At 67.8% G+C, this 21,602-nt stretch carries 22 protein-coding genes; 8 read left to right on the top strand and 14 right to left on the bottom strand.

Annotated elements, in window-relative coordinates:
* Positions 1 to 86 precede the first annotated feature (86 nt).
* On the bottom strand, positions 87 to 473 hold the full coding sequence (locus tag ACWZHB_RS10205) for a cold shock domain-containing protein (RefSeq protein ID WP_427907691.1): 387 nt from the start codon (positions 471 to 473) through the stop codon (positions 87 to 89).
* Positions 474 to 691: 218 nt separating this feature from the next.
* On the opposite strand from ACWZHB_RS10205, the gene ACWZHB_RS10210 reads away from it, so the two are divergent.
* Positions 692 to 2,209, top strand: a complete 1,518-nt coding sequence (locus tag ACWZHB_RS10210; RefSeq protein ID WP_427907692.1) for a condensation domain-containing protein — start codon at positions 692 to 694, stop codon at positions 2,207 to 2,209.
* On the opposite strand, the gene ACWZHB_RS10215 is transcribed toward ACWZHB_RS10210, so the two are convergent.
* The 6 genes from ACWZHB_RS10215 to ACWZHB_RS10240 form a co-directional block, all read right to left on the bottom strand.
* The gene (locus ACWZHB_RS10215; protein ID WP_427907693.1) at positions 2,210 to 3,523 is read right to left on the bottom strand and encodes a pyridoxal-phosphate dependent enzyme; all 1,314 of its coding nucleotides are present in this window, start codon (positions 3,521 to 3,523) and stop codon (positions 2,210 to 2,212) included.
* Positions 3,523 to 4,932, bottom strand: a complete 1,410-nt coding sequence (locus ACWZHB_RS10220; protein WP_427907694.1) for a type III PLP-dependent enzyme domain-containing protein — start codon at positions 4,930 to 4,932, stop codon at positions 3,523 to 3,525. Before ACWZHB_RS10220 ends, ACWZHB_RS10215 begins: the two co-directional genes overlap by 1 nt.
* On the bottom strand, positions 4,929 to 6,182 hold the full coding sequence (locus ACWZHB_RS10225; RefSeq protein WP_427907695.1) for a heavy-metal-associated domain-containing protein: 1,254 nt from the start codon (positions 6,180 to 6,182) through the stop codon (positions 4,929 to 4,931). Before ACWZHB_RS10225 ends, ACWZHB_RS10220 begins: the two co-directional genes overlap by 4 nt.
* A 34-nt stretch (positions 6,183 to 6,216) precedes the next feature.
* The gene (locus ACWZHB_RS10230) at positions 6,217 to 7,494 is read right to left on the bottom strand and encodes an aminotransferase class V-fold PLP-dependent enzyme (RefSeq protein WP_427907696.1); all 1,278 of its coding nucleotides are present in this window, start codon (positions 7,492 to 7,494) and stop codon (positions 6,217 to 6,219) included.
* Positions 7,495 to 7,581: 87 nt separating this feature from the next.
* Entirely contained in the window at positions 7,582 to 8,016 is a 435-nt protein-coding gene (locus tag ACWZHB_RS10235) for a CBS domain-containing protein (RefSeq protein WP_427907697.1), read from the bottom strand.
* 87 nt (positions 8,017 to 8,103) lie between these two features.
* Positions 8,104 to 8,292, bottom strand: a complete 189-nt coding sequence (locus ACWZHB_RS10240; protein ID WP_427907698.1) for a hypothetical protein — start codon at positions 8,290 to 8,292, stop codon at positions 8,104 to 8,106.
* Positions 8,293 to 8,642: 350 nt separating this feature from the next.
* Between ACWZHB_RS10240 and ACWZHB_RS10245 the strand changes: the two genes are divergently transcribed.
* Positions 8,643 to 8,876 carry a DUF397 domain-containing protein gene (locus ACWZHB_RS10245; RefSeq protein WP_056817490.1) on the top strand — a complete coding sequence of 78 codons (234 nt, stop codon included), beginning with the start codon at positions 8,643 to 8,645 and terminating at the stop codon, positions 8,874 to 8,876.
* An 18-nt stretch (positions 8,877 to 8,894) separates the two neighbouring features.
* Entirely contained in the window at positions 8,895 to 9,779 is an 885-nt protein-coding gene (locus ACWZHB_RS10250; RefSeq protein WP_427907699.1) for a helix-turn-helix domain-containing protein, read from the top strand.
* A 78-nt stretch (positions 9,780 to 9,857) separates the two neighbouring features.
* Here ACWZHB_RS10250 and ACWZHB_RS10255 read toward each other — a convergent pair whose 3' ends face one another.
* From ACWZHB_RS10255 to ACWZHB_RS10270, 4 genes are all read right to left on the bottom strand, one after another.
* Positions 9,858 to 10,112: a hypothetical protein gene (locus ACWZHB_RS10255; RefSeq protein WP_427907700.1), complete on the bottom strand. Its 255-nt coding sequence runs from the start codon at positions 10,110 to 10,112 to the stop codon at positions 9,858 to 9,860.
* Between the two features lie 352 nt (positions 10,113 to 10,464).
* Positions 10,465 to 11,121 (bottom strand): SDR family oxidoreductase, encoded by a 657-nt coding sequence (locus ACWZHB_RS10260; RefSeq protein WP_427907701.1) that lies wholly within the window; start codon positions 11,119 to 11,121, stop codon positions 10,465 to 10,467.
* An 11-nt stretch (positions 11,122 to 11,132) separates the two neighbouring features.
* Entirely contained in the window at positions 11,133 to 11,612 is a 480-nt protein-coding gene (locus ACWZHB_RS10265) for a DUF2599 domain-containing protein (protein WP_427907702.1), read from the bottom strand.
* A 67-nt stretch (positions 11,613 to 11,679) separates the two neighbouring features.
* Positions 11,680 to 11,934: a hypothetical protein gene (locus tag ACWZHB_RS10270; protein ID WP_427907703.1), complete on the bottom strand. Its 255-nt coding sequence runs from the start codon at positions 11,932 to 11,934 to the stop codon at positions 11,680 to 11,682.
* Between the two features lie 275 nt (positions 11,935 to 12,209).
* Between ACWZHB_RS10270 and ACWZHB_RS10275 the strand changes: the two genes are divergently transcribed.
* From ACWZHB_RS10275 to ACWZHB_RS10285, 3 genes are all read left to right on the top strand, one after another.
* Positions 12,210 to 13,439 carry a lipase family protein gene (locus ACWZHB_RS10275; RefSeq protein ID WP_427907704.1) on the top strand — a complete coding sequence of 410 codons (1,230 nt, stop codon included), beginning with the start codon at positions 12,210 to 12,212 and terminating at the stop codon, positions 13,437 to 13,439.
* A 252-nt stretch (positions 13,440 to 13,691) separates the two neighbouring features.
* Positions 13,692 to 15,056 carry a lipase family protein gene (locus ACWZHB_RS10280; protein WP_427907705.1) on the top strand — a complete coding sequence of 455 codons (1,365 nt, stop codon included), beginning with the start codon at positions 13,692 to 13,694 and terminating at the stop codon, positions 15,054 to 15,056.
* A 185-nt stretch (positions 15,057 to 15,241) separates the two neighbouring features.
* The gene (locus ACWZHB_RS10285) at positions 15,242 to 16,423 is read left to right on the top strand and encodes an esterase/lipase family protein (RefSeq protein WP_427907706.1); all 1,182 of its coding nucleotides are present in this window, start codon (positions 15,242 to 15,244) and stop codon (positions 16,421 to 16,423) included.
* Positions 16,424 to 16,547: 124 nt separating this feature from the next.
* Here the strand turns inward: ACWZHB_RS10285 and ACWZHB_RS10290 are convergent, their stop codons facing one another.
* Entirely contained in the window at positions 16,548 to 17,774 is a 1,227-nt protein-coding gene (locus ACWZHB_RS10290; RefSeq protein WP_427907707.1) for a PucR family transcriptional regulator, read from the bottom strand.
* 183 nt (positions 17,775 to 17,957) lie between these two features.
* Here ACWZHB_RS10290 and ACWZHB_RS10295 point away from each other — a divergent pair, with 183 nt between their 5' ends.
* On the top strand, positions 17,958 to 18,434 hold the full coding sequence (locus ACWZHB_RS10295; RefSeq protein ID WP_427907708.1) for an HAD-IIIC family phosphatase: 477 nt from the start codon (positions 17,958 to 17,960) through the stop codon (positions 18,432 to 18,434).
* A gap of 97 nt (positions 18,435 to 18,531) precedes the next feature.
* Here the strand turns inward: ACWZHB_RS10295 and ACWZHB_RS10300 are convergent, their stop codons facing one another.
* Positions 18,532 to 19,419 carry a sigma-70 family RNA polymerase sigma factor gene (locus ACWZHB_RS10300; RefSeq protein ID WP_427907709.1) on the bottom strand — a complete coding sequence of 296 codons (888 nt, stop codon included), beginning with the start codon at positions 19,417 to 19,419 and terminating at the stop codon, positions 18,532 to 18,534.
* Between the two features lie 118 nt (positions 19,420 to 19,537).
* Here ACWZHB_RS10300 and ACWZHB_RS10305 point away from each other — a divergent pair, with 118 nt between their 5' ends.
* A complete protein-coding gene (locus ACWZHB_RS10305) occupies positions 19,538 to 19,882 on the top strand; it encodes a DoxX family protein (protein ID WP_427907710.1) in 345 nt (114 codons plus the stop codon).
* Positions 19,883 to 19,922: 40 nt separating this feature from the next.
* Here the strand turns inward: ACWZHB_RS10305 and ACWZHB_RS10310 are convergent, their stop codons facing one another.
* Positions 19,923 to 21,512 (bottom strand): GMC family oxidoreductase, encoded by a 1,590-nt coding sequence (locus tag ACWZHB_RS10310; RefSeq protein WP_427907711.1) that lies wholly within the window; start codon positions 21,510 to 21,512, stop codon positions 19,923 to 19,925.
* Positions 21,513 to 21,602: the final 90 nt, after the last annotated feature.

A 21,602-nucleotide genomic window follows, 5' to 3' on the forward strand; every position in this document is an offset into this window, starting at 1 on the left:
GCACGCCCGATTCATCGGTGTGTGAGGCGATCCTAGGACGAGGGACCGACAGGTGCGCGCAAGATCGGGTGCGCGCGGCGTCGCGATCAGCTGTCGAGCCAGCCGCGCTCGTCGGCGAAGGTGGTGAATCGGTCGCGAATGGTGATGATCTCGGCCGCGGTGAGCGCCGGAGAGGCCTCGAGCAGCAGCTCGGTGATCTGCTGACGCAGCTCATCGGGGCCGAGCGGGTCGCCGGTCTTGCGTACCTTCGGCGCCGCGACGGCCTGGCCGACCCCGGTCAGGTTGATCGCCTTGGGGCCACGGTCACCCTCGGTCACATCGAATTCGAACAGGCGACCCTGCCGCAGTTCGTCCTCGTCGAGGCCGATGTCGTTGACATGGACGAAAACATCGGGCCCGCCGTCATCGGGCCGGATGAACCCGAAACCCCGTGAACCGTCGAACGACACCAATTTCCCGATGGACACCAACACACTCCTCGCTCAACTTTCCCGTCGCTACTCTAACGCGGCTTTTGGGCGATTTCGCCCGGAAAGTGGATAGTCGGCGAAATCCGCGGATCCGCGATGCGGTCGGGCTGACCGAGCATGGTCACGATCCGGTAACTGCGTGTTCATATCGGGTCATTAGCGTCGCTCACCTGTCGGAACGGTGCGGAGGTTGCAGACGCGTGGTTGACCCCGGTGTGGGGATGAGATCGGGGGGTTTCGACGCAGGTCGCGGCGTGCTGGTGGCGACCGCGCGCAAGGGGCGTGACCCGGTGTGTCTCCGGCCTTCCACACCACCGGTCCTCGCGCCACGGCCGTGTCCGGACCATGTTCCGCTCGCGCCCGCCCAGGAACGGATGTGGCACAGCGCGCGGCTCGGCGGTTCGGCGGACTGGAATGTCGCGCGTGCCATGCGCTTGCGCGGCGCGGCCGTCGACGTGGCCGCGCTGCGGAGGGCGCTGGAACTCGTTGTCGCCCGCCATGATCCGCTGCGCACCCGCTATCCGGCAACCGACCGGGGCCCCGCTCAGCAGGTGATGGACCCCGACGATGTCGTCCTCGACGTGGTCGAATGCGGCATCGGTGCGGCCGAACTCGCCCCCGCGGTCGCCGCCCTGGCCGGGCAGCCCTTCGACCTCGCCCGCGATCTGCCGGTGCGTGCGCGGCTGTTCGTACTCGGTCCCGACGATGTGGTGCTCGCCCTTGTCGTGCACCACATCTCGGTCGACGGCCGCTCGATGGGCCCGCTGATCCGCGACCTGGTCACGGCCTACCTTGCCTGCCGCGCGGGCACCACCCCGCAGTGGCAGCCGCTGCCGATCAGCTACCGCGACTACACCCTGTGGAAGCACGAGCAACTCGGTGAGTTCACCGATGAGTGGAGCCGCGCCACCCATCAGCTGCGGTACTGGGCCAACGCGCTGGCGGGCCGTCCCGCCCTGCTCGACCTGCCGACGCGCGAACAGCCGACGACACCGATCGACCCGGTTGCCGGTGCGCTGCTACCGATTTCGCTCGACGCCGCGACCCACGCCGGGCTGCTGCGCTTGGCGCAGGACGGCCGGGCGAGTCTGTTCATGGTGTTGCAGGCCGCGTTCGCCCTCACCGTCGGTGCGTTCGCGCGCAGCGCCGATGTCACTGTCGCCACGGCGGTGTCGGGCCGCGATCACCGACTGCTCGACGACCTCGTCGGCAATTTCTCCGATGACGTGCTGATGCGCGTCCGCCTCGACCGCGCGAGCGATGTCGACGAGCTGCTCGATCAGGTCCGCCGGGTCGCGCTCGCCGCCTTCGCCCACCCCGACACTCCCAACCCGCGCTTGAAACGCTGCCTGCTCCAGGACGCCGCGCTCCCACTGTTCCAGGCGACGCTCATCCTCCAGCGCGCCGAGACGCCGCGCACATCCACCGAACAGGTGCCGGCGCAGGGGCTTTCGATCACCGAGATGCCGACCGGTGTGATCAGGGCCAAGCACGACCTCGAGTTCGGGCTCACCGATCACTACGACCAGCTGGGCGCACCCGCCGGTGTCGACGGGTCGTTCCGCTATCCGATCGCCCGGTTCGACGAGGCGACCGCACAGCAGTTCGTGGCCCGTTTCCGTGCGGTCGTCGGGTTGCTCGCCGGTGGATACCGCGGCCCGCTGACGGTGTTGCTGGCGAGTTCCGGCCGCGCCGGCTCGCTGAGCACCGCCCGCCGCGCGACCAGGGTGCTCGTCTGATCAGCCACCGCGCTCCATGGCGTAGCCCCCGTCGCGCCACGCGACGATGCCGCCCGCCAGGCTGAACGCGTCATAGCCCGCGCGGTGGGCCAGTGCGGCGAAGCGCAACGAGGTTTCGCCCACCGGGCAGACGAACACCACCGGCCGTGACCGTGGAAACGGCACACCCTGGGTGAGCATGTCGTCGAGCTGGTCGTCGCGGATGTTGAGCGCGCCGGGGACGTGCCCGACGCGATAGGCCATCGCGCCACGGGTGTCGACGATGGTCGGCCTGCCGGTGCGGTCGAGTTCGGCCAGTGCGGCGGGCGACAGCGTGGGCGCGGTGTCGTCAGGGCTCGGCGGCGCGGGCGCGGTCGGCTTGCCGAACAGGTCGGGCCTGCGCTTGGCGAAATAGGACAGGTACGGTTCGATCCGGTCGCACACGATCAACACCGCCACCAGCGGTCTGCCCTCGGGGCGCGGTGCCGCCGCGAGGGTGCGCAAGGCGGCGAAATAGCCTGCGCCGCTGGTCGGTCCGGCGAGGACGCCGTAGCCGCGGACAAGCTCCAGGGTCGACTCGATGGCGGCGGCGGAGTCGACGGTGACGATCTCGTCGTAGAAGTCCGGCCGGAACAGCCCGACATCCCACATCTCGCGCTCGGAGCGAATGCCGGGGATGAAGTCGAACCGGTCCGACACCACTCCGATGGTGCGCAGGCCCGGATGCTCGGCCAGCAGTGCGGTCGCGGTGCCGCGCGTCGAGCCCGTGGTGCCGAGGCCGCCGATCAGGTAGTCGAGGTGATCGATACCCGCGTCCGCGAGATCGGTGGCGATCTCGGTGCCGGTGCCATCGTGATGGGCCGCGACATTGCGCTCGTTCGTGTATTGCGAGGGGTGGTACCAGCGGCCCGGCGCCTGACTGACCGTTTGCTCGATCACCGCCGAAACATCGTCGGCCGCATGGGGATCGGGGCATTCCGACAGGCCGGGAAGTTCCACGATCTCGGTCCCGAGCAGCTGCAGCAATTGGCGGACCTCGCCCACCCTGATCCGGTTGGTGACCGCGCGCAGCGGAATGCCGTGCAGCGCGCCGAGTACCCGCAGCGCTTTGGCGGTATTGCCGCTGGAGGCCTCGATGAACGACTGTTCGTCCGCGGTGATGTGCTCGAGGTCATCGCGAATCATCGCCCAGGCGACGCGGTCCTTCACCGAGCCGAAAGGGTTGTGCGACTCCAGCTTCGCGTACAGGTCGACCCCGGGCAGCCCGTGGACGGCGGGATCGAGGCGCAACAGCGGAGTGTTGCCGATCAGCTCGGTGATGTGGGTGTAGACCATCACCGGTCACCGGGGCGATAGTCAGCATCGGGGCAGAGTACGAACTGTCCCTCACGGTGCAGGACAGCGACTTTTGTCGGACCCGGGTGCATGCTGGCCTGTGCGGCCGACAGATCCATGTGATAGGCGGCGGTATTGGCGAACACCACGGGATCGCCCGGCGCGGGCAGGTTCGCGACCCGGACCTTGCGCTGGGTGATCAGGTCGCGCTCGAGGCACAGGTGTCCCGCGAAATACACACCGACAGGCGGGGATTCGGTATCGGCAGCCAGCACGATCGGATCGATGAGCACCTCCTGGTCGGCGGCGGTGACGGTGTCGCGGCTGAGGTCCAGATGTACCAGCGTCGCGCCGTTGCCCGCCTGTTTGACGAATTCGACCTGCGCCACGGTGATTCCGGCGTGGTCGACCAGCGCCTTGCCCGGCTCGAGCCACAGATCGAGCAGATTGTCGGTGAGCACCGCCCCCAGTGCCCGTCCGCCGTGGCCGGGCAGTGGGGCGGCGAGCAGCTCGGCGAGGATGGTGGCAGCGGGTTCGGTATTGGCGTACTTGTGGAACACCGGACCGCCGTGCACCATTCCCTCGGCGACGTGGTAGCCGAAAGTGTTGTTGCCCCAGTGCATCGCGGGACCTCGTCCGAGCAGGCCCGTCCGCAGTGCGTGGTCGTAGGCGTCGTAGCCCGCGGCGTCAGCGGTGAATACCTGGCGCAGGCCGCCGCCGATATCGAGCACTGTGGGCGTGAGACCGTGCCCGTAGGCGCGTTCGATCAGGTCGAGACAGTCGCCGACCGCGTTGACCCGTTCCGTGGTGGCGGCGGTATCGAGATGGAAGGCGAAGCCCAGTAGCCGCAACCGATCTCGGTGCAGCACGAGCAGATCCAAGGCTGTCGCGATATCTGCCAGATCGATGCCGAACCGGCTCGGCGAGCTGCCGCGGAATCCCGAAACACGCAGTAGCACCGGCACCGCCGGCCCCGGCGGGATCAGTTCGGCCAGGGTCGCGAGCTCCCAGAGATTGTCCACATTCACCGTGATCCCCGCCGACAGCGCGGCCCGCAGCATGGCGGCGCCCTTGGGTCCGGTCACCTCGATCCGGTCGGCGCGAAATCCGGCAGCCAGTGCGGAGCGCAACTCCGCGGCGGATGCCACATCGACGGATATCCCCGCGTGCGCGGCGGTCCGGGCGAACGTCGCCGAGCGATTCACCTTGTGTGCGTAGCAGATTCGATGCCGGAAGGCGCCGGTGTCGAGCACGGTGCGCAGCGCCGCGAGGTTGGCGGTGAAGATCTGCGGGAACACCAGGTGCAGGGGAGAGCCATAGCGATGCAGCGCGGCACGTACGCCGTCGCGGTCGGCGAGAAACGCGGCGACGAGCGGATGCAGCGCGGCGGGAACGGCGGGCGGGATCATCCCATCGACGCGCCGGGTGCCGGTGCGGGCACATCGTCGACCGGGTTGTAGCCACCGTCGCGCAAGGCCTCGAACACCCGGAACCGATTGCGCGGGCTTCGGATCCGGGCGATCACCCGCTTGGATTCCAGATCGACTTCGACGACCGGGATATCCATCGATTCGAGCAGGGCGGTGATCGTCCGCACGCAGTGCCGGCAGCTCATATCGGGCACGTAGAAGACACCGTCATCGTCGGCACCCTCGATTCCGGACGGTTCCACCGCCGTATCCTCGACCACCTCCACCGAGCCCGCCAGCGCGGCGAAGGTCTCGACGAACCGGTCGGCGACCGCACCGAGGACATGCACGGCAACACCGTCGATGTCGTGCTGAGTGGCCGCGAGGCAGGCGGGTCGGGCATCGGCCGGGAGCAGTGCGTACTGCCGTGAGATCAGATCGAGGTCGTCGTGGTACTTCGCGACGGCCGCCTCGGTGTCGAGGCCTTCGTCGGTGGTCGCGCGACGCATCACCGCGTGCGCGTCGGCGATCGTCGCGTCCTTCATCGCTCGCAGGACAGCGATCGAGTCGGCGGTGTAGCGCACCAGCCCATCGGGTTGGGTGGCCAGGCGCACCGGGATCATCCCGCGCCGGAAGGTCGACGCCTGCAACTCCCAGAACCAGCGGGTGGCGACGGCGGTGAAGATACCGGAATCGCGCATGCCCCTGGCGAATGCGGCAACCCCGCGATAGGGGGTATCGGCGGCGATCAGTCCGTGCTGCACCAGCGCCCGTCCTGTGGCCTCGACCCCGACCCGGAAGATCTCGTGCGGGTCGTGATCGGTGGTGGTCGCGGCGAGGACGCCGCGATCGTGGGCCGACAGCGCCGCTGCCCGCGCCGGCAGAGCCGATGCGGACAGTGAATGCCACAGTGCGAGAACCGTTTCACGGGCGATCACCGCGAGCTCAGGGCCGGCGCCCGAGGTGTGGAAGTACCCGGTGTTGGGGATGCCCGCGCTGTCGGTCCAGGTGAGGCGGTGGGTCGCGCTGGTCACCTGGTCGGGACGGCACGGTCGCATGAACCGTTCCAGATACATCCGCTGGGATTGCGTCAGCGCGGCACCCGCCTCGGGCTGTAATGCGGTGGCCCGGAAGCTGATCCGGACCGGAGGTGGCGGGTCGGTGGCCGCGAGGAATCCGGGGGCGGCCAGTCGGGCCAGTACCCGGGACGCGGCGCGGCGATCGTAGTGCTGCACGGTGGGTGTACCCATCGTTCCTCCTCGGCGTCGGGGCTTGGCGGACAGGTCAGCGCCCGTGCCCGGCGATGCCGGACACGCAGGCGACGAATCGGTCGATCTCGTCGAGGGTGTTGTAGAGCTGGGTACTCACCCGCACCGAACCACTCGCGGCATCGGCGGACGGCACGCAGTGCGCGCCGGTGCGCACCAGGAATCCGGCATCGGCCAGCACGAACCCGAGATCGGCCGCGGTGATCGAGTCGAGCGTGAACGACACGATCCCGTAGCCCACGGCGCACGCGGCGTGCGCGGGGCCGGGGAGGAAGTCGAGTCCGGCAATCTCGCGCAGGCCAGCGATGAGCCGCAGGGTGAGCACCTGGTTGTGCGCGGCGACAGCGAACCGGTCCACTTCGTCCAGCAGATCGAAAGCCGGTGCGAGGGAGAGGATCCCGGGGATATCGGGTGTGCCGCCCTCGAGCAGTTCGGGCATGCCGGTGCCGATCAGACCGGCGTCGGTGATCCTGACCCCGGACTGCCCGCCGGGCAGGAAGGGCCGCAGCCTGTCGTGCACCCGGCGATGGCAGTACAGCAGGCCGGTGCCGGGCGCGCCGAACATCTTGTGCCCCGCGAAGACCGCGAAATCGGCGCGCAGAGCTGTCACGTCGACCGGTAGGTGCCCACCACTCTGCGCGCAATCGAAGCACAGCAGGATGGCGGGGTCGATCCGGCCGTGCAACTCTTCGAGGGTTGTGAGTCCGCCGTACACGTGATGCAGGTGGCTGGTGGTGATCAGCCGGGTGCGCGGACCGACCAGGTCCAGGATGTCGTCGATGTCGGCCTCGCCGGTCGCGGTGCTGCGGTAGGGCCGCAGCACGATTCGGCGGCCGAATCTGGCGAGGGTGTCGCGCAGGTGATGCCACGGCAGCACATTGGCGGCGTGATCGGCGGGGTTGTAGAGGATTTCGTCGCCGTCGTTCAGGTCTGCCAGGCCCCAACTGTGCGCGATCGCGCCGAGCGCGGCGGTGGCCCCGCCGGTGAACACGATTTCGTCGCAGTGCTGCGCGCCGACGAAACCGGCCGCCCTGGTGCGGACGGCGGCGATCCGCGCGGACAGCGAGGTGGCCCAACCATAGGTGCCGCGGCCCGGATTGGCGGTGTGCTCGCGGTGGTAGCCGGTGACCGCCGCGATGACGGTGTCGGGCTTCTGCGTCGTCGCGGCGCTGTCGAGATAGACCACCGAGGGATCGGTCAGGGCGGGAAACCGCGACCGGATCGAGGCGGGCACCGGAGTCGGCGCGTGCCGCGTCACCGATGCTGCGGCGAGCTCGGGCCGGGCGGGGTGCACCTGTTCAACGATACGCACGTTTCTGGTACGGCTCGCGAAGAATTCTCAGGCGCAACGCTTTTCGGCTGCCGTGGGGCGGCGTTGCGCTCAGTAGTTGCCTTGGAGGTACTCGACCAGGTGCTCGCGTTCGGCGGCCAGTTCGGTGATCTCGCTCTTCACCACGTCGCCGATGCTGACGATGCCGATCAGCCGGTCGGACTCCACCACCGGCATGTGCCGGATCCGATGCTCGGTCATCACATCGCGCAGCGACGAGACATCCTCATCGGGCCCGCAGGTGCGAACCCTGGCCGTCATGATGTCGGTGACCGGTCGATCCAGCAGCGCGGCACCGTGGGCGTGGAGATGACGCACCACATCGCGTTCGGACACGATGCCCGCGATCACCGCACCGTCGGGGGAGACGACCACCGCGCCGATATTGTGCTCGGCCAGGGCCGCCAGTAGGTCACGCACCGTCGTCCGCGGTGGCACGGTGGTGACCGCCGTGCCCTTGTTGCGCAAGATCTCAGCTATCCGCATACGCGCACCACCTGTCCGGATCGGTCGTCGCCGCCAAGTATGACCGGTTTGCACCGGTCTGACCAGCACGAAGACGTTACAACCGGACTATTCGTCGTCCAGCCCCGCGGACAGATACGCCGCCGCGGCGAGCCACTGGCGGCACTGTGGTCCATGGATGTCGTGCTGGCGTAGCATCTCGCGCGCCTGACGGTAGGTGAGCCCGTTCGGCTCGTCGCTACACGCGGTGGGCGGTGCGCCTGCGGCACCGAGGTGTCGCTGCAACGGACTGCTCATCGAAGCCCCTCCCATCCGGCGATGGAAGGCCGGTCCGGCTGATGGAGCCGAGGTACCTCCCGGTGATCTCGGGCCGAGTGTACGGGCCGGTCGTTTTCGGATGCAAGCACATCTGCACGTTCGTTCGGGCCGTGTCGGGCCGGGATGAGGTTGTGGCGCTGAAGAATTCAGGGGGCTGGACGACTTGGCCGGAGTCGCCCCCCGGTCGTGACGTCGGGTAAGTACCGACCGGTGCGCGGTCACGTTTCGCGTGTTAATGTCCCCATCGCGCAAGGCGGATGCAAGAACGTTTGTACGTGCATCTGCAATGTTCGTACCGTTGGGCATCATTCGAGAACGAGGAGTGCGGTATGTCCGGAATGCAGCATGATCAGCGTGAACGCCCGGGAGACGGCGCGTGGCGCAAGAGTACCTACAGCAACCCGAGCGGAAACTGCGTCGAGGTCGCCGAAGCGGCCGATGGTTCGGTCGCTGTGCGCAACTCGCGCGACCCACAGGGCTCGGTGATCTTCTACACCAGGCCCGAAATCGACGCGTTCATCCGCGGCGCGAAGGCCGGAGAGTTCGACTACCTCACCGGGTAATCGGTAACATCTGGGTCCATGACGGCTGAACCCGACGAGATCGGTCGCGTACAACCTGTTGTAGACCGTGGCCCCACCGTGTTGCGCATCGCGCTCGGTGGCCAGTTGCGCAAGCTACGCGAGGGTAAAGGCATCACCCGCGAGGCCGCCGGTGACGCGATCCGCGGCTCGCACGCCAAGATAAGCCGACTCGAGCTGGGCCGCACCGGTTTCAAGGAACGTGACATCCGGGATCTGCTCACCCTCTACGGCGTGCACGATGCCGCGGAACGCACCTCGTTCTTCGAATTGGCAAGGCAGGCAAGCGAACCCGGCTGGTGGCATCGCTACAGCGATCTGCTGCCGTCGTGGTTCAGCACCTACCTCGGGCTCGAGCAGGCGGCCAGCAAGATTCGTACCTATGAGGCCCAGTTGGTACCCGGCCTACTACAGACGCCGGAGTACACCAGGGCCATCGTCACTCTCGGTTTCGACGACGCCGACACCGACCGTCGGGTCCAGGTTCGGCAGTTGCGCCAGGATGTGCTGCGCCGGATCGACCCGCCGGTGGTGTGGGCGGTGATCGACGAGGCCGTGCTGCACCGTCCGATCGGTGGCCGCGAGGTGCACCGGGCTCAGCTGCGCTACCTGGCCGAGCTCTCGGAACTGCCGAATGTGACGGTGCAGGTGCTGCCGTACGCGGCGGGCGGGCACGCGGCGGCGGGCAGTTCGTTCAGTATTCTGCGGTTCGCCGAACCGGAACTGCCCGACATCGTCTACCTCGAGCAACTCACCAGCGCGCTCTATCTCGAGCGCCGGCAGGACCTCGCGATGTATCTGTCGGTGATGGATCAGCTCAGCGTCCAGGCCGAACGGCCGGACCGCTCACGGGAGATTCTGCTCTCCTACGCCGAGCGGGATTGACCGCAGGGCGGCACCGGCACGCAGAACTCACGCCGGGTCGCTCGGCGATGTCGAACAGCCCGGGTACCGATCCGCCGTTCAGTACCGGATACAGCCGGCGGCTATTCGCCAGAAAGTATCAGGGGTCAGCATGTGCGGATCCCAGTCGTCGGCCAACTCGTGCGCGGTGGTCACGATCCGGTCGATATCGAAATCGTTGCGTGTTGCCGCGCCGGTGGATTCCACGGCATCGATGACGAAGGCGACCGCGCTTTCCCTCGACCACTGTGCGGTGCCGGGATGGGTGGTCGCTGCGCGATCAGCGAGGCCGAAATGGTCCGTGGTGTTGTTCATGTGAATGCCCCTGTGCTACTCAGGCAGTGGCAAACCCAAGGCAAACCTGGCCCCGGGTGTGCCGCTCGCGGCCTCCCCTGATTATCCCCTGAATTGTGTTGCGGCCCTGAGTTTAGGACGGGGACACTTTCAGATGCAAGCACATCTGCACGATCGATTCCGTCTCGATGCAGCATGTTTCTCCGCTTCTGAGCGGCGAATCCAGGTCTGTGGCCGCCGCCGTCACCGAAGGTGGCGCGCGAATAGTGTCGTGACCGGCGGCTCGCTGTGTTCACCGGGCGACAACAATGCGGCGCGGGTCGACTCCGCATATGCCGAAAGGGTGAAATATATTGCGATAGTTAATTTCTGGCTATTCAATAGCTGCGACGGCCGTGTCGATCGGCTGCGTTCCGGAAACCAGCTCGAGCGTGCGTCGAAAGGTGTTGTCCGCGACCAAGATCGACGCGAGTGTCGCGGCGACATCGGCGCGCGGTACCGCGGCGCGCGGAATCGGCGGCGGCCCGAGCGTGATCAGACCGTTGCCTTCGGTGTCGGTGAGCTGCCCGGGCCGCAGGATCGTCCAAGCCAGCGCGCGGGTCCGCAGGTCCTCCTCGGCGCGGGTCTTGGCGTCGAGGTAGGCGGCCCACACCTCGTCGGTGCCCGGCGCGGGCGGGCTGCCCGCGCCCATCGTCGAGATCTGCACGAACCGCGCGACGCCGGTGTGCTCGGCGGCGTCGGCCAGCTGCACCGAACCGTTGAGGTCGACGGTGTATTTGCGTGCCGCGCCGCTGCCCGCGCCGGCACCCGCCGCGAATACCACCGCGTCCGAACCGGCGACCGCGGCCGCGAGGTCGGCGGGAGTGTCGCGCTCCATGTCGTAGATGACCGGGACGCCGCCGGTCGCGGCGATATCGGCGGCCTGGCCCGGCTCTCGGATGAGCGCGTGGACCTGGTCGCCACGCCGGGTCAGGATCTGAGCCAGCAGCAGAGCGATTTTGCCGTGTCCACCGGCGATGACGATGCGCATGGTTGCTCCTATCAGCGTTCGGGGCCGCCGGGATTGCAGTTCGCCGATACCGTGGCCTGGTAACCGACGTCGGGCCGCCACGGTTCGAGATTCCAGCTCGGTTTGTCGGGTGCCACCATCCTCGCCCACACCCAGTGGCAAAGGAACTGGTCGCGCATGCCCGGCGCGTCGGCGCCGCCATCCAGGGCGCGCACTTCCTGCCAGGCGAGCTCGTCGGTGCCGGGTGCGGCGGTCTTGCGGCCGGCCGGGGTGGGGAAGACGAGCAGCCGGGGTCCGTCGATGTTCTCGGTCCAGCTCACGTGGTCGATGAGGGGAAGGCCCGCGTAGGGATCGACCGTGGTGGTGGGCGGTGCGATGGTGGCGGGCACCCTTCGGGTCGTCGTCGGGGTAGTCGTGGTGGTCGGGGTCGCGACATCCGCGATGTCGGCCGAGCCGCAACCGGTGAGGACGGCCGTCGCGGCGAGAGCGAGCCGGAACTGCCACCGTGCCACGTCTGCCCCTTCTCCTCACCGGGGGCCGATGCGCCCCGCCCGCCAGCTTAGCGGGGCGGCGTCGAGGTCATCGGTGCCACAGCGACCGGCAGGGCAACCGGCGCAGGCCGGGGCCGACCTGGCCGTCGACGGTGACCAGCAGGCCGGAATGCACGGCCGCCGAGGTGAATTCCCAGGCCTCGGCCTGAGTCGCCGCGTATTCCAGGACCAGTGCGTCCTCGGGCGTGGGGCCATCGAAGTACACCGTGATCCGCCGGGTCGGTATCTCGTTCGGGTCGATGCGGTGGAGGGTGGCGGCGATGTTCTCGTCGATGGGAATCATGGCGTGCTCCTTTCGCCCCGGCACTGGTGAGCGCCTTCCTACTCGACGGTAGGGCTTGCACCATCGAGAGGAACACGTTCCGATTTCGCTTGGAGATCTCACAATCCACCTGTCGCCGCGGCGGTGCGTCCGCCCATCGGTGGGCTGCCTCCGGTCACAACCGTGCACCCGGTGATGTTGTGAGCTCCGCCGATGTTCGCGGTGACCCGTCGACGAGGAGCCACGGTACCGGCGAAGATCGCTCTCGACAGCAGCGACACGGGAGGGACAGCCGCATGATCTGGGTTACCGCGGCACGACACACTCGGCCGGGCCGGACACTGTTGGCCTGTGTGGTGGCGGCGGTGCTCACCGTGGTGCCGGCCGCGGCGGGCCACACCGCACCGCTGTACCCGAGTGCCGACCCCGATCCCTTCTACAGCCAGCCGGCCGATATCGCCGACAGCGAGCCCGGTGACGTTCTCGGTGTGCGGCCGATGCCGCCGCTGGCGATGTTCCCCGACACCACGATCACCCTGATCCAGTTCCGTTCCACCAATTCCGCGGGCGACCCGATCGCCGCGACGACAACCGTGCTCCAGCCGAACAATCACCGCACCGATGCCCCCGTGCTGTCCTACCAGCACATCATCAACGGGCTCGGCACGCGCTGCTCGGTCTCCAAAGTCCTCTATACCGACGATCCGGACCTGATGGTGCGCGAGGCGGTGGCCTGGAACTACGCACTGAAGCGCGGGTGGACGATGGCCGTGCCCGACCACCTCGGACCCAATTTCGCGTATGGCGCAGCGAAATTGGGTGGTCAGGTGACCCTCGACGGCATCCGCGCGGTGCGCCAGGTCGAGCAGTTGCGGATCAGTGGCAGCCGGGTCGCGATGGCCGGGTATTCCGGTGGCGGCATGGCGACGGCTTGGGCGGCGGCGCTGCAGCCCGAGTACGCGCCCGAGTTGCAGATCGCGGGGGCGGCGATGGGCGGGGTGCCGATGAATCTGGTGTCGATGCTCGAGGGTCTCGGCTTCGGGTCGCACCCGGTCTTCGGGCTCGCGCTGGCCGCCGGGATCGGCCTGGAACGGGAATACCCCCAACGGTTTCCGATCAGCGATCAGATGAACGCCAGCGGTCTGGCCGCCCGTGCGTCGATTCGCGATGCCTGCACCAACGACATCCTCGGTGCGGGCGCAGGGCGCGGGATTCTCGACTTCGCGGCGACGACTTCGCTGGTGGAGGACCCCGAAGCGCGCGCCGTGGTGGAGGAGAACAGCCTCGAGCTGTATCCCGGCGCGCCGACTATGCCTGTCTTCGAATGGCATTCGCCGATCGACGGGCTCATCCCGGTCGACGCGATCACCGCCACCACGCAGCGCTGGTGTGCTGCGGGCGCCAAGGTTGTCAGCCAGCAGACACCGACACCCGACCACCTGACCGCAGCTGTGCTCGGACTGCCTTCCGCGCTGAGTTGGCTCGATGCCCGGCTGCAGGGGGAACCGGCGCCCAGCACCTGCTGAGTCCGGTTTCGTTTCGGCCCGGATCCGTTCGCCCCGACGCGGATCCGGGTCGATTCGTGCCGTGCCGGGCGATTCTTGTTGCGATACAGCGGCATTGCGCACACGACTCGGGCACAACGCCGAAGTCAGTTCGCCGCTGCCCGTAGCGTGAATGCTCTGACGACGGCGCGGTGGGGGAGTTTCGGCGGGGTCGAAGCACCGCATAGTGGCACGTCATCGACGAATCCGTTGCCACCCGAAGGCGTGTGTGCCATGAGATCTGTTCGAGTACTTGTCTGTTCGATGATGCTGGCGTTCGCGTTCACGGCGGGCACGGCCGCCGCCGATCCGCCGCCGACCCAGGAATTCCCGGTGCCACAGGTGGGGACACCGGGTTTCCTGCCCGATCTGCAGCGCTGGATCGACCAGGTGCTTCCCTCACCGATCCCGCCGAACGCCGCCGATCCGGCCGCCGAGCTCGCGGCGCTGCACGCGGCGGTGCTCCCGTCGGCGGTCGGGGATCCGATCTTCGATCAGTGGCCGGTCGGTCTCGCGGAGTTGTCGCCCGGCGAGCTGATCGAATCCCGCGACGTCACCGGCACCGCCGCCTGGTTGACCCTGGTACCCATCCGGTCGGCGACGCTGCTGAAATTCCGCACCGACGACGCGCACGGCAGACCGTCCTACGCGACGGCGACCCTCATCGTGCCCGCCACCGAGTGGACCGGTCCCGGCGACCGCCCCGTGCTGGTGAACAACCTGCCGATCGACGCGCTGGGGCGCAAGTGCACTCCGGGCTACTCACTGGCGCACGGTCTGACCACGCAATCCAGTGCGACCGAGTTCATCCCGCCGACCACCCAACTGGCGGTGTTGCGCGGGTACGCGGTGCTGGTGCCCGACCACCAGGGTCCGTGGATGGCCTACGCCGAACCGTACGTCGCTGGGCACGCTGTGCTCGACTCGATCCGGGCGGTGCGCGGCATCGATCCGGTGGCTTATGGCGAGAGCCGCTTCGCGATGACCGGCTATTCCGGCGGCGCGATCGCCACCCACGGCGCGGCGAAGCTGATCGATTCCTACGCACCGGAACTGGCCGATTCGATCGTCGGCGCGGCATTGGGCGGCGTGCCCGCCGACTTCGAAATCCTTTCGCGCAGTATGAATGCCAATCTCGCCTCCGGAATATTTATGGCCGCGACCTTCGCGATCGGCCGGGAACGCCCCGAAATTCTCGCCGCGATGAACAATCTCGGGCGCTGGGTCACGACGTCGATCATGAAAGATACGTGTGCCAGCGTGTTCGCGGTGCCGGGAATCCTGCACCTGCCGATCGATGTCGGCGCCAACATCGCCGACCCGCTGCGTTCGGAACTGGCCACCGACATCTACGAGATCACCCGGATGCGAGGAATGCGCTCGTCGGCTCCGCTCTATATCTACAACGGTGACCAAGAGTGGTGGATCCCCGCCGAGGGTGCGCGCAATCTCTATGCCGAGCAGTGCGAACTCGGCGCCAGCGCGGTGTATCGCGGCGTGCTCGGTGAACACATCATCGGCGCGGCGACCGGATATCCGGAGGCGATGCTGTGGCTCGACGAGCGACTTCTCGGGGTTCCCGCGCGCAGCGAATGCTGAATATTTTCCTGTGCCCTGTCATGGCGGTTTTCGACGGGACGTGGTGACCTACCCAGACAGCGCGTGACAATCGTCGTGTAATGATTTCTGCGGCTTATGTTTTGGGCGGTTTCGACAAGCCATTCGTTCTCCCGGCTGAAAAGGGGCGACGAATATTCGAATCGCACAGGAAGACAAGTCAACACATGAAATCTCCCAGTCGCAGACGCACGCTGCACACGGCGGTCTTCGCCGGTGTCGGTGCCCTCTCCATGGTGCTCACCGGGCCGGGGGCGAGCGCGGCTCCCGCTGCGGCGCCGACCGAGCAGGATCTCGCCGGCATCGTCTCCGAAGGCCGCCAGGTCGCCGGGTCGGGGTCGGCGTGCACCTCCGGCAGCGGTGCCGGGTCGGGTAACGGCTCCGGTGATTGCTACGGCGGTTCGGGGTCCAGTTCGGGCTCCTCGGGCGGCTATTCGTCGGATCCCGGTGCTTACGGACCGGAGTCGACGGCGTTCCTCGCCGCGTTCGCCTACGGTCTCGGCAACCCCGATGCCGCCGCACCAGGGACGAACGACTGGAACTGCAAGCCGACCGCCGAGCATCCTCGTCCGGTCGTGCTGCTGCACGGCACCTGGATGAACGCCTACAACGGCTACGCCTACATGGGACAGCCGATCAAGGACGCCGGCTACTGCACGTTCACGTTCAACTACGGCCGCTCGAACATGATGGAAGGTGGCGGGCTCGGTTCGTTCCTGCCCGGTGTCATGGGCACCGGCTACATCCAGGATTCGGCCAAGCAGACCGCGGCGTTCGTCGACCGGGTTCTCGCGGCCACCGGCTCGGACGAGGTCGACATCATCGCGCACTCGCAAGGTGGGTCGATGGCGAATCACTACACCAAGTTCGAGGGCGGCGCCGCCAAGGTGAACAAGCTGATCACCTTCGGCGCCACCCACCACGGCACCAGTCTCGACGGCATCGGTGCGCTGGGGCGCATGATCAACAACCTGGGTATCGACATCCTGGGTCCGATCGAGATCTTCGTCGGGCACGCCGGTATCCAGCAGACGATCGGCTCGGATTTCGTCAACAACCTCAACGCGGGGGGTGACACTGTCGCCGGTGTCGATTACACCGTCGTCGGTACCCGTTATGACGAGGTCACCAACCCCTACGAGCTGACGTTCCTGAAGGCGGGTCCGGGCGCGACCGTCAACAACATCACCCTGCAGGACGGCTGCGAGCAGGACATCTCGGATCATCTGACGATGATGTACTCACCGCGTGCGCTGTCGATCGCGCTGCGGGCGCTCGACCCGGTGCAGAACCCGCAGTTGACCTGCGCGTTCAACCCGTGGCTTGTCGGTGGCGGCGGATCCTTGTGACCCGCTCCCGCTGAGAACGACACGAAGGCGCTGCTCACCACGGTGGGCAGCGCCTTCGCTCATGTTCGCGGCACGACAAAGGCGCTGCCACGTCGCGTGGGCAGCGCCTTCGTCGTGTGCGGGATCAGGCTGGGACCGAGCGGTAGCTGCGCGCGACCAGCGCGGAACGCAGGTACCACAGCCCCGAAGGCTGAGTGGGATCGAAACCGGTGAGCTGGCCGATCCGTTTGAGCCGGTAGTCGACGGTATTGGTGTGCACGTGCAGCACCCGCGCGGTGCGCTGGCGGTTGAGATTGTTGGCGATATGGCGCTGCAGGGTTTCGAGCAGCTCGGGGTACTGATCCAGCGGATCGAGCAGCGAGCCGAGGAATTCGCGGCCGGGGCCGGGGCGGGTCAGCTGGTATTCCAGGGCGAGCTCGTCGAAGCGGTACAGGCCCGAGGTCACGTCGAGCCGCTGCACCATGTCGAGGAGTTCGTGGGCCTGATCGGCGGCGTCGGGCACCCCGGTGGTGCTCGTTTCCACCATCGCCGCGGTGATCCCGACCTGCGCGGCCTGGGACAGCTGGGCGACCAGCGCGGCCAGCCCCTCGCGGTCGAAGGCGTCGGCCGGAATGAGTACGGTCCCGCCGTCGACACTGAGCAGCGACAGCGCCGAGTCACCGCAACGCTTGGCCAGTTCGGCCTGCACCCGGCGCAGCTTGCGGCGGGCGACGACCTTCGAATCCAACGCCGGATTGGCTTCCTCGCGGTGCTGCGGGATCGCCAGGGCGAAGACCGTGTAGGTCTCGGCGATGGTGATGCCGCATTCGCGGGCCATCGTCGAGGTGCTGTGGCCGCCGAGCAGGGCGGAGGTGAGGGTGTGGACGGCCGTGTGGTGTTCGCTGACCACGCCGCGGAGCTCGCGCACATACGCGAGGGAGATCTGGGCGGTGATCGTGTCGAGCAGTTCCATCACGACCTTGACGCCACCGACGAGGCTGTCGAAGTCATTGCCCGACGCGCTCGAGACGACCAGGTCGAGGCCGATCTTGAAGCCCTCGGCGATCGAGTGGTGGATCGTGTCGATCGGCACGCCCTCACGAGCCCACGCGCTGGCCGCGTCCTGCAGGCGCATCAATTGGCTGGGGATATCACGCCCATCGAGCATGCCGACCGCGAATTCCAGACAGATCCGGGTGATCGTGGTGACATCGCCGGAGATGGCGTCACCGGGTAGCGTGCCGCAGGGGGCGACGTTGGCGACGAAATGGCCGACCATCTGCCGCGACAGTGCGCGAACGTCCTTGAGTGGCAACGACATCGGCTTGCCCGAGACGGTCAGCGACGGCCGGGGTGGATTGTGGACGGACATCTGTGTTCCCTTCGCCAGTTTCGGCTGTACCCCCCGCTGTCCAGCGAACCCCACCCTAACGAACTGCAAACGAAACCGGAATGGATTGTCAGGTTCTGGGTGCGGGGCCCACGCTGGAAAGCCCGGGTAGTGACAGGTCACAAGTCTGGTTCTTCGCTATCAGTGGTTGTAGAGTTCAGCGCCATGCGACCTGCCGTCCGTTGTCTGGTCTGGGAACTGGACGAGACCCTCTGGGAGGGTGTCGTCCACGACGAGACCGGCACCATGCTGCGCCCACCGGCACTGCGCACGCTGACGAAACTGAGCGAGCGCGGTGTGCTGCACGCCGTGGCCGCGCGCGGTGATCGAGCAAGAACCATGCGCACGTTGTACCGCCACGGTCTGTACGAGATGTTCTCGGCGGTCGAGGTCGGTTGGGGCCGCAAATCGGCCTCGATCGTCCGCATCGCGGGGACTCTCGGCCTCGGCTTGGACGCACTCGCGTTTCTCGACGCCGAGCCGGTCGAACGCGCGGAGGTCTCGCGCGCATTGCCGATGGTGCGCTGTTATGCCGCGCGCAATGTCGAGATGCTGCCGTTGCTCCCCGATTTCCGGCACGACCTGCGTTCCGGCCGCGTACCTACGCCGCCGTTGGGGTTTGCGCGCGTCCCAGCCCTCTGACCAGGCTCGACCGCTGGTTCGCCCTTCGTGAGCAGGCATCAGGTGCGAAGGTGCATCGACTGCCAGAATCTCGGCATCGGGTCATTTCGCGGCCCGATCAAGGCTGTTCCGGCAGCAATGACAGCGTGAGCGCGGCCACGCGTTCCGGTGCGGCCGCGACGTCGTAAGCCGCGATCTGCTCGCCGCGCACGCGGAACGTCACCACGAAGTCCACGCCGCCGGCACCCGCCACCACCAGACCCGGCCTGCCGTCGACGAGTACCAGCACCGCGTCCCGCGAGCGCCGGCGCAGCGCGAGCGCGCCCTCGGCCACGGCGCGCGCGCCCCGCACGGCCACCGCCATCCCGGGCGACAGCGCCGCCGGATCCGCGGTGCGCACCACGTCCGGAGCGAGCACCGCGAGCAGTCCGCCCAGATCGCCCTCGCCGGCGGCCTGCGCGAAGGCCGTCACCGCGGCCCGGTGCGCGAGCAGTTCCGTCGACTCGATCCGCGCGGGCGCGTGCACGCGCAGCCGGGCGCGACTGGCGAGCTTCTTGGTGGTGGCGGGCGTGCGCCGCAGCATCGGCGCGATCTCGGCGAACGGCACGGCGAACAGATCGTGCAGCACGAAGGCCACCCGTTCCTCGGGGCCGAGCGTGCCGAGGACGATGAGCAACGCCCGTCCGACGGAATCTGCTCGCAACGCTTCGGCTTCGGGATCCACACCGGCGCCGGTCGCCGCCCGCGCCGGCGTATCCGGTGTCGCGACCTCGGCGCGACGGGTGCGGGCGCGCAGCATATCGAGGCAGATCCGCGACACCACCGTGGTGAGCCAGCCGTCGAGATCGGCGATGTCGGTCGCGGTGCCTGCCAGCCGTAACCAGGCCTCCTGGACTGCATCCTCGGCTTCGGCCGCGGAACCCACCATCCGATAGGCGATGCCACGTAGGCGATCGCGGCGTTGTTCGAACGCGCGGGCCGACGCTTGCGGCTGCTCTGCGCGCATCGGTCACCTTTCGCTCACGCGGGTCGTCTATCGATCGGACGGCACTTCGCCGTCCGATCACGGCTGTCTCCACGATGTCAGAGGCGCCGATCACCTGTAGACGGAGGATCTGATCCCGATGCACACCACCTATCTCGTCGTCACCGTACTTGCCGCGATAGCCGCGCTGGCCGCCGCGCTGGCCGACGTCGTTCGTGCCGACTGGGTGCGCGAGAACATGCGCAACTACGGCATCGCGCCGTGGGCGCTCACACCCCTGGCACTGATCAAGGCGGCGGGTGGCCTCGGGCTGCTCGTCGGCCTGGCCTACCGGCCGCTGGCGGTGGCCGCCGCCGGCGGGCTCGTACTGTATTTCCTGACCGCCGAACTCACTGTGCTGCGGGCGCGCCAGTACGCGGATCTGGGTTATCCGCTGCCGTATCTGCTGCTCGCGGCCGCGTCGCTGGGCCTCGCGGCAGCATGAGGACAAGGTGGCGCGCCCCCGCGCGCCACCTTCGCCCAGGTCAGGCCTGCGCCAGGATGAAGTCCGCGGCCTGCTCACCGATGAAAATGGCGGGGGCGTTGGTGTGTCCGCGGATGATCAGCGGCATCACCGAAGCGTCGGCGACGCGCAGACCCGTAACGCCGCGGACCTTCAGATCGGGGGTGACGACGCTGGCGGCGTCGGTGCCCATCCGGCAGGTGCCGACCGGGTGGTACAGGGTGTGCGAGAACTGTTCGATGGTCAGCGCGATAGCCGCCTCGAGATCGTCGGGTGCCTCGGGCGGATAGATCACCGCGCCCAGCGCACTCTTGAGCGCGGGCTGCCCGGCGAGTCCGGCGCACACCCGCAGCCCGGCGGTCAGCGCGGCCCGGTCGGCGCCGTCGGCGTCGGACAGATAGCGCGGATCGATCACCGGTTTGGCCGTCGGATCGGCCGACGCCAGGCTGATCTTGCCGCGGCTGCGCGGACGGAGCAGGATCGCGCCGAGCACGACACCATGGTCGGTGGCCTCGACCAGACCCTCGTGGTAGAACGGCGCCGGTGCGTAGATCAGCTCGAGGTCGGGATGCTCGAGGTCGGGCCGGCTGCGCACGAAACCGTATGCCTCACCGACATTGGAGGTGAGCATGCCCCGGTGGCGGACCAGGTAGTTGATCAGTTCGAGTGGCTTCTCCGCGGTGAACAGCGAATCCGAGTCCACGCTGTAGCCGAGCGCCGCGATCAAGTGGTCCTGCAGGTTCGCGCCGACCTCGGGGGAGTGGGCGACCGGCTCGATGCCGTGTGCCGTCAGCTCGTCCTGATCACCGATGCCCGAGAGTTGCAGCAGCTGCGGACTGTTCACCGCGCCACCACACAGGATGACTTCACGATTCGCGGTCACCGTGTAGGTCTGCTCGCCGCTGCGGTACTCGACGCCGGTAGCCGTGGTGCCCTCGAACAGCACGCGGGTAGCGAGCGAGGAGGCCAGCACAGTCAGGTTCGACCGCTTCATCGCGGGCCGCAGATACCCGTCGGCGGTGCTCCAGCGCCTGCCGTCGCGCTGAGTCACCATGGTCTGAGTAAAGCCCTCGGGCGCAGGACGATTCGCTGATTCCAGGGCGTGGCCCGCCTGGCTCGCGGCCTCGAGGAACGCATGCGTCGACGCGCGCGGGCTGCGCTGGCGCTGCACGTGCTGGGGCCCCTTGGAACCTTCGTCGGGGAACTGCGCGTCCTGGACGTTCTCGATCTTGCGGAACTGCTCCACCGCGGCGGCGAAATTCCACTTCTCGCCCGCCAGCAGCCCCCATTCCTCGTAGTCGGCGCGGAAGCCACGCACCCACATCATCGCGTTCATCGACGACGAGCCGCCGAAGGTCTTGCCGCGCGGCCAGTAGATCCGCCGGTCGCCGAGCTCGGCCTGCGGTTCGGTCAGATAGTCCCAATCACGCTCGCTGCGGAACAGTTTCGAGAACGCGGCCGGAATATGGGCGAGCTTGTCGTCGTCGGCCGGGCCCGCCTCCAACAGCACGACCGTGGTGCTCGGGTCGGCACTGAGCCGATTCGCGAGCACCGCCCCCGCGGATCCGGAGCCGACGATCACGTAATCCGCGGACGTCCCACCTGCTTGCACTGTCCAACTCCGATCTGCACTGCGTCTGATGTTCGGCGCGCCTGCTCGCGGACGTGAAAAGACCGCGAGCGCAGCCGGACTCGTCGCCGG

The organism is Nocardia sp. FBN12 (assembly GCF_054031145.1).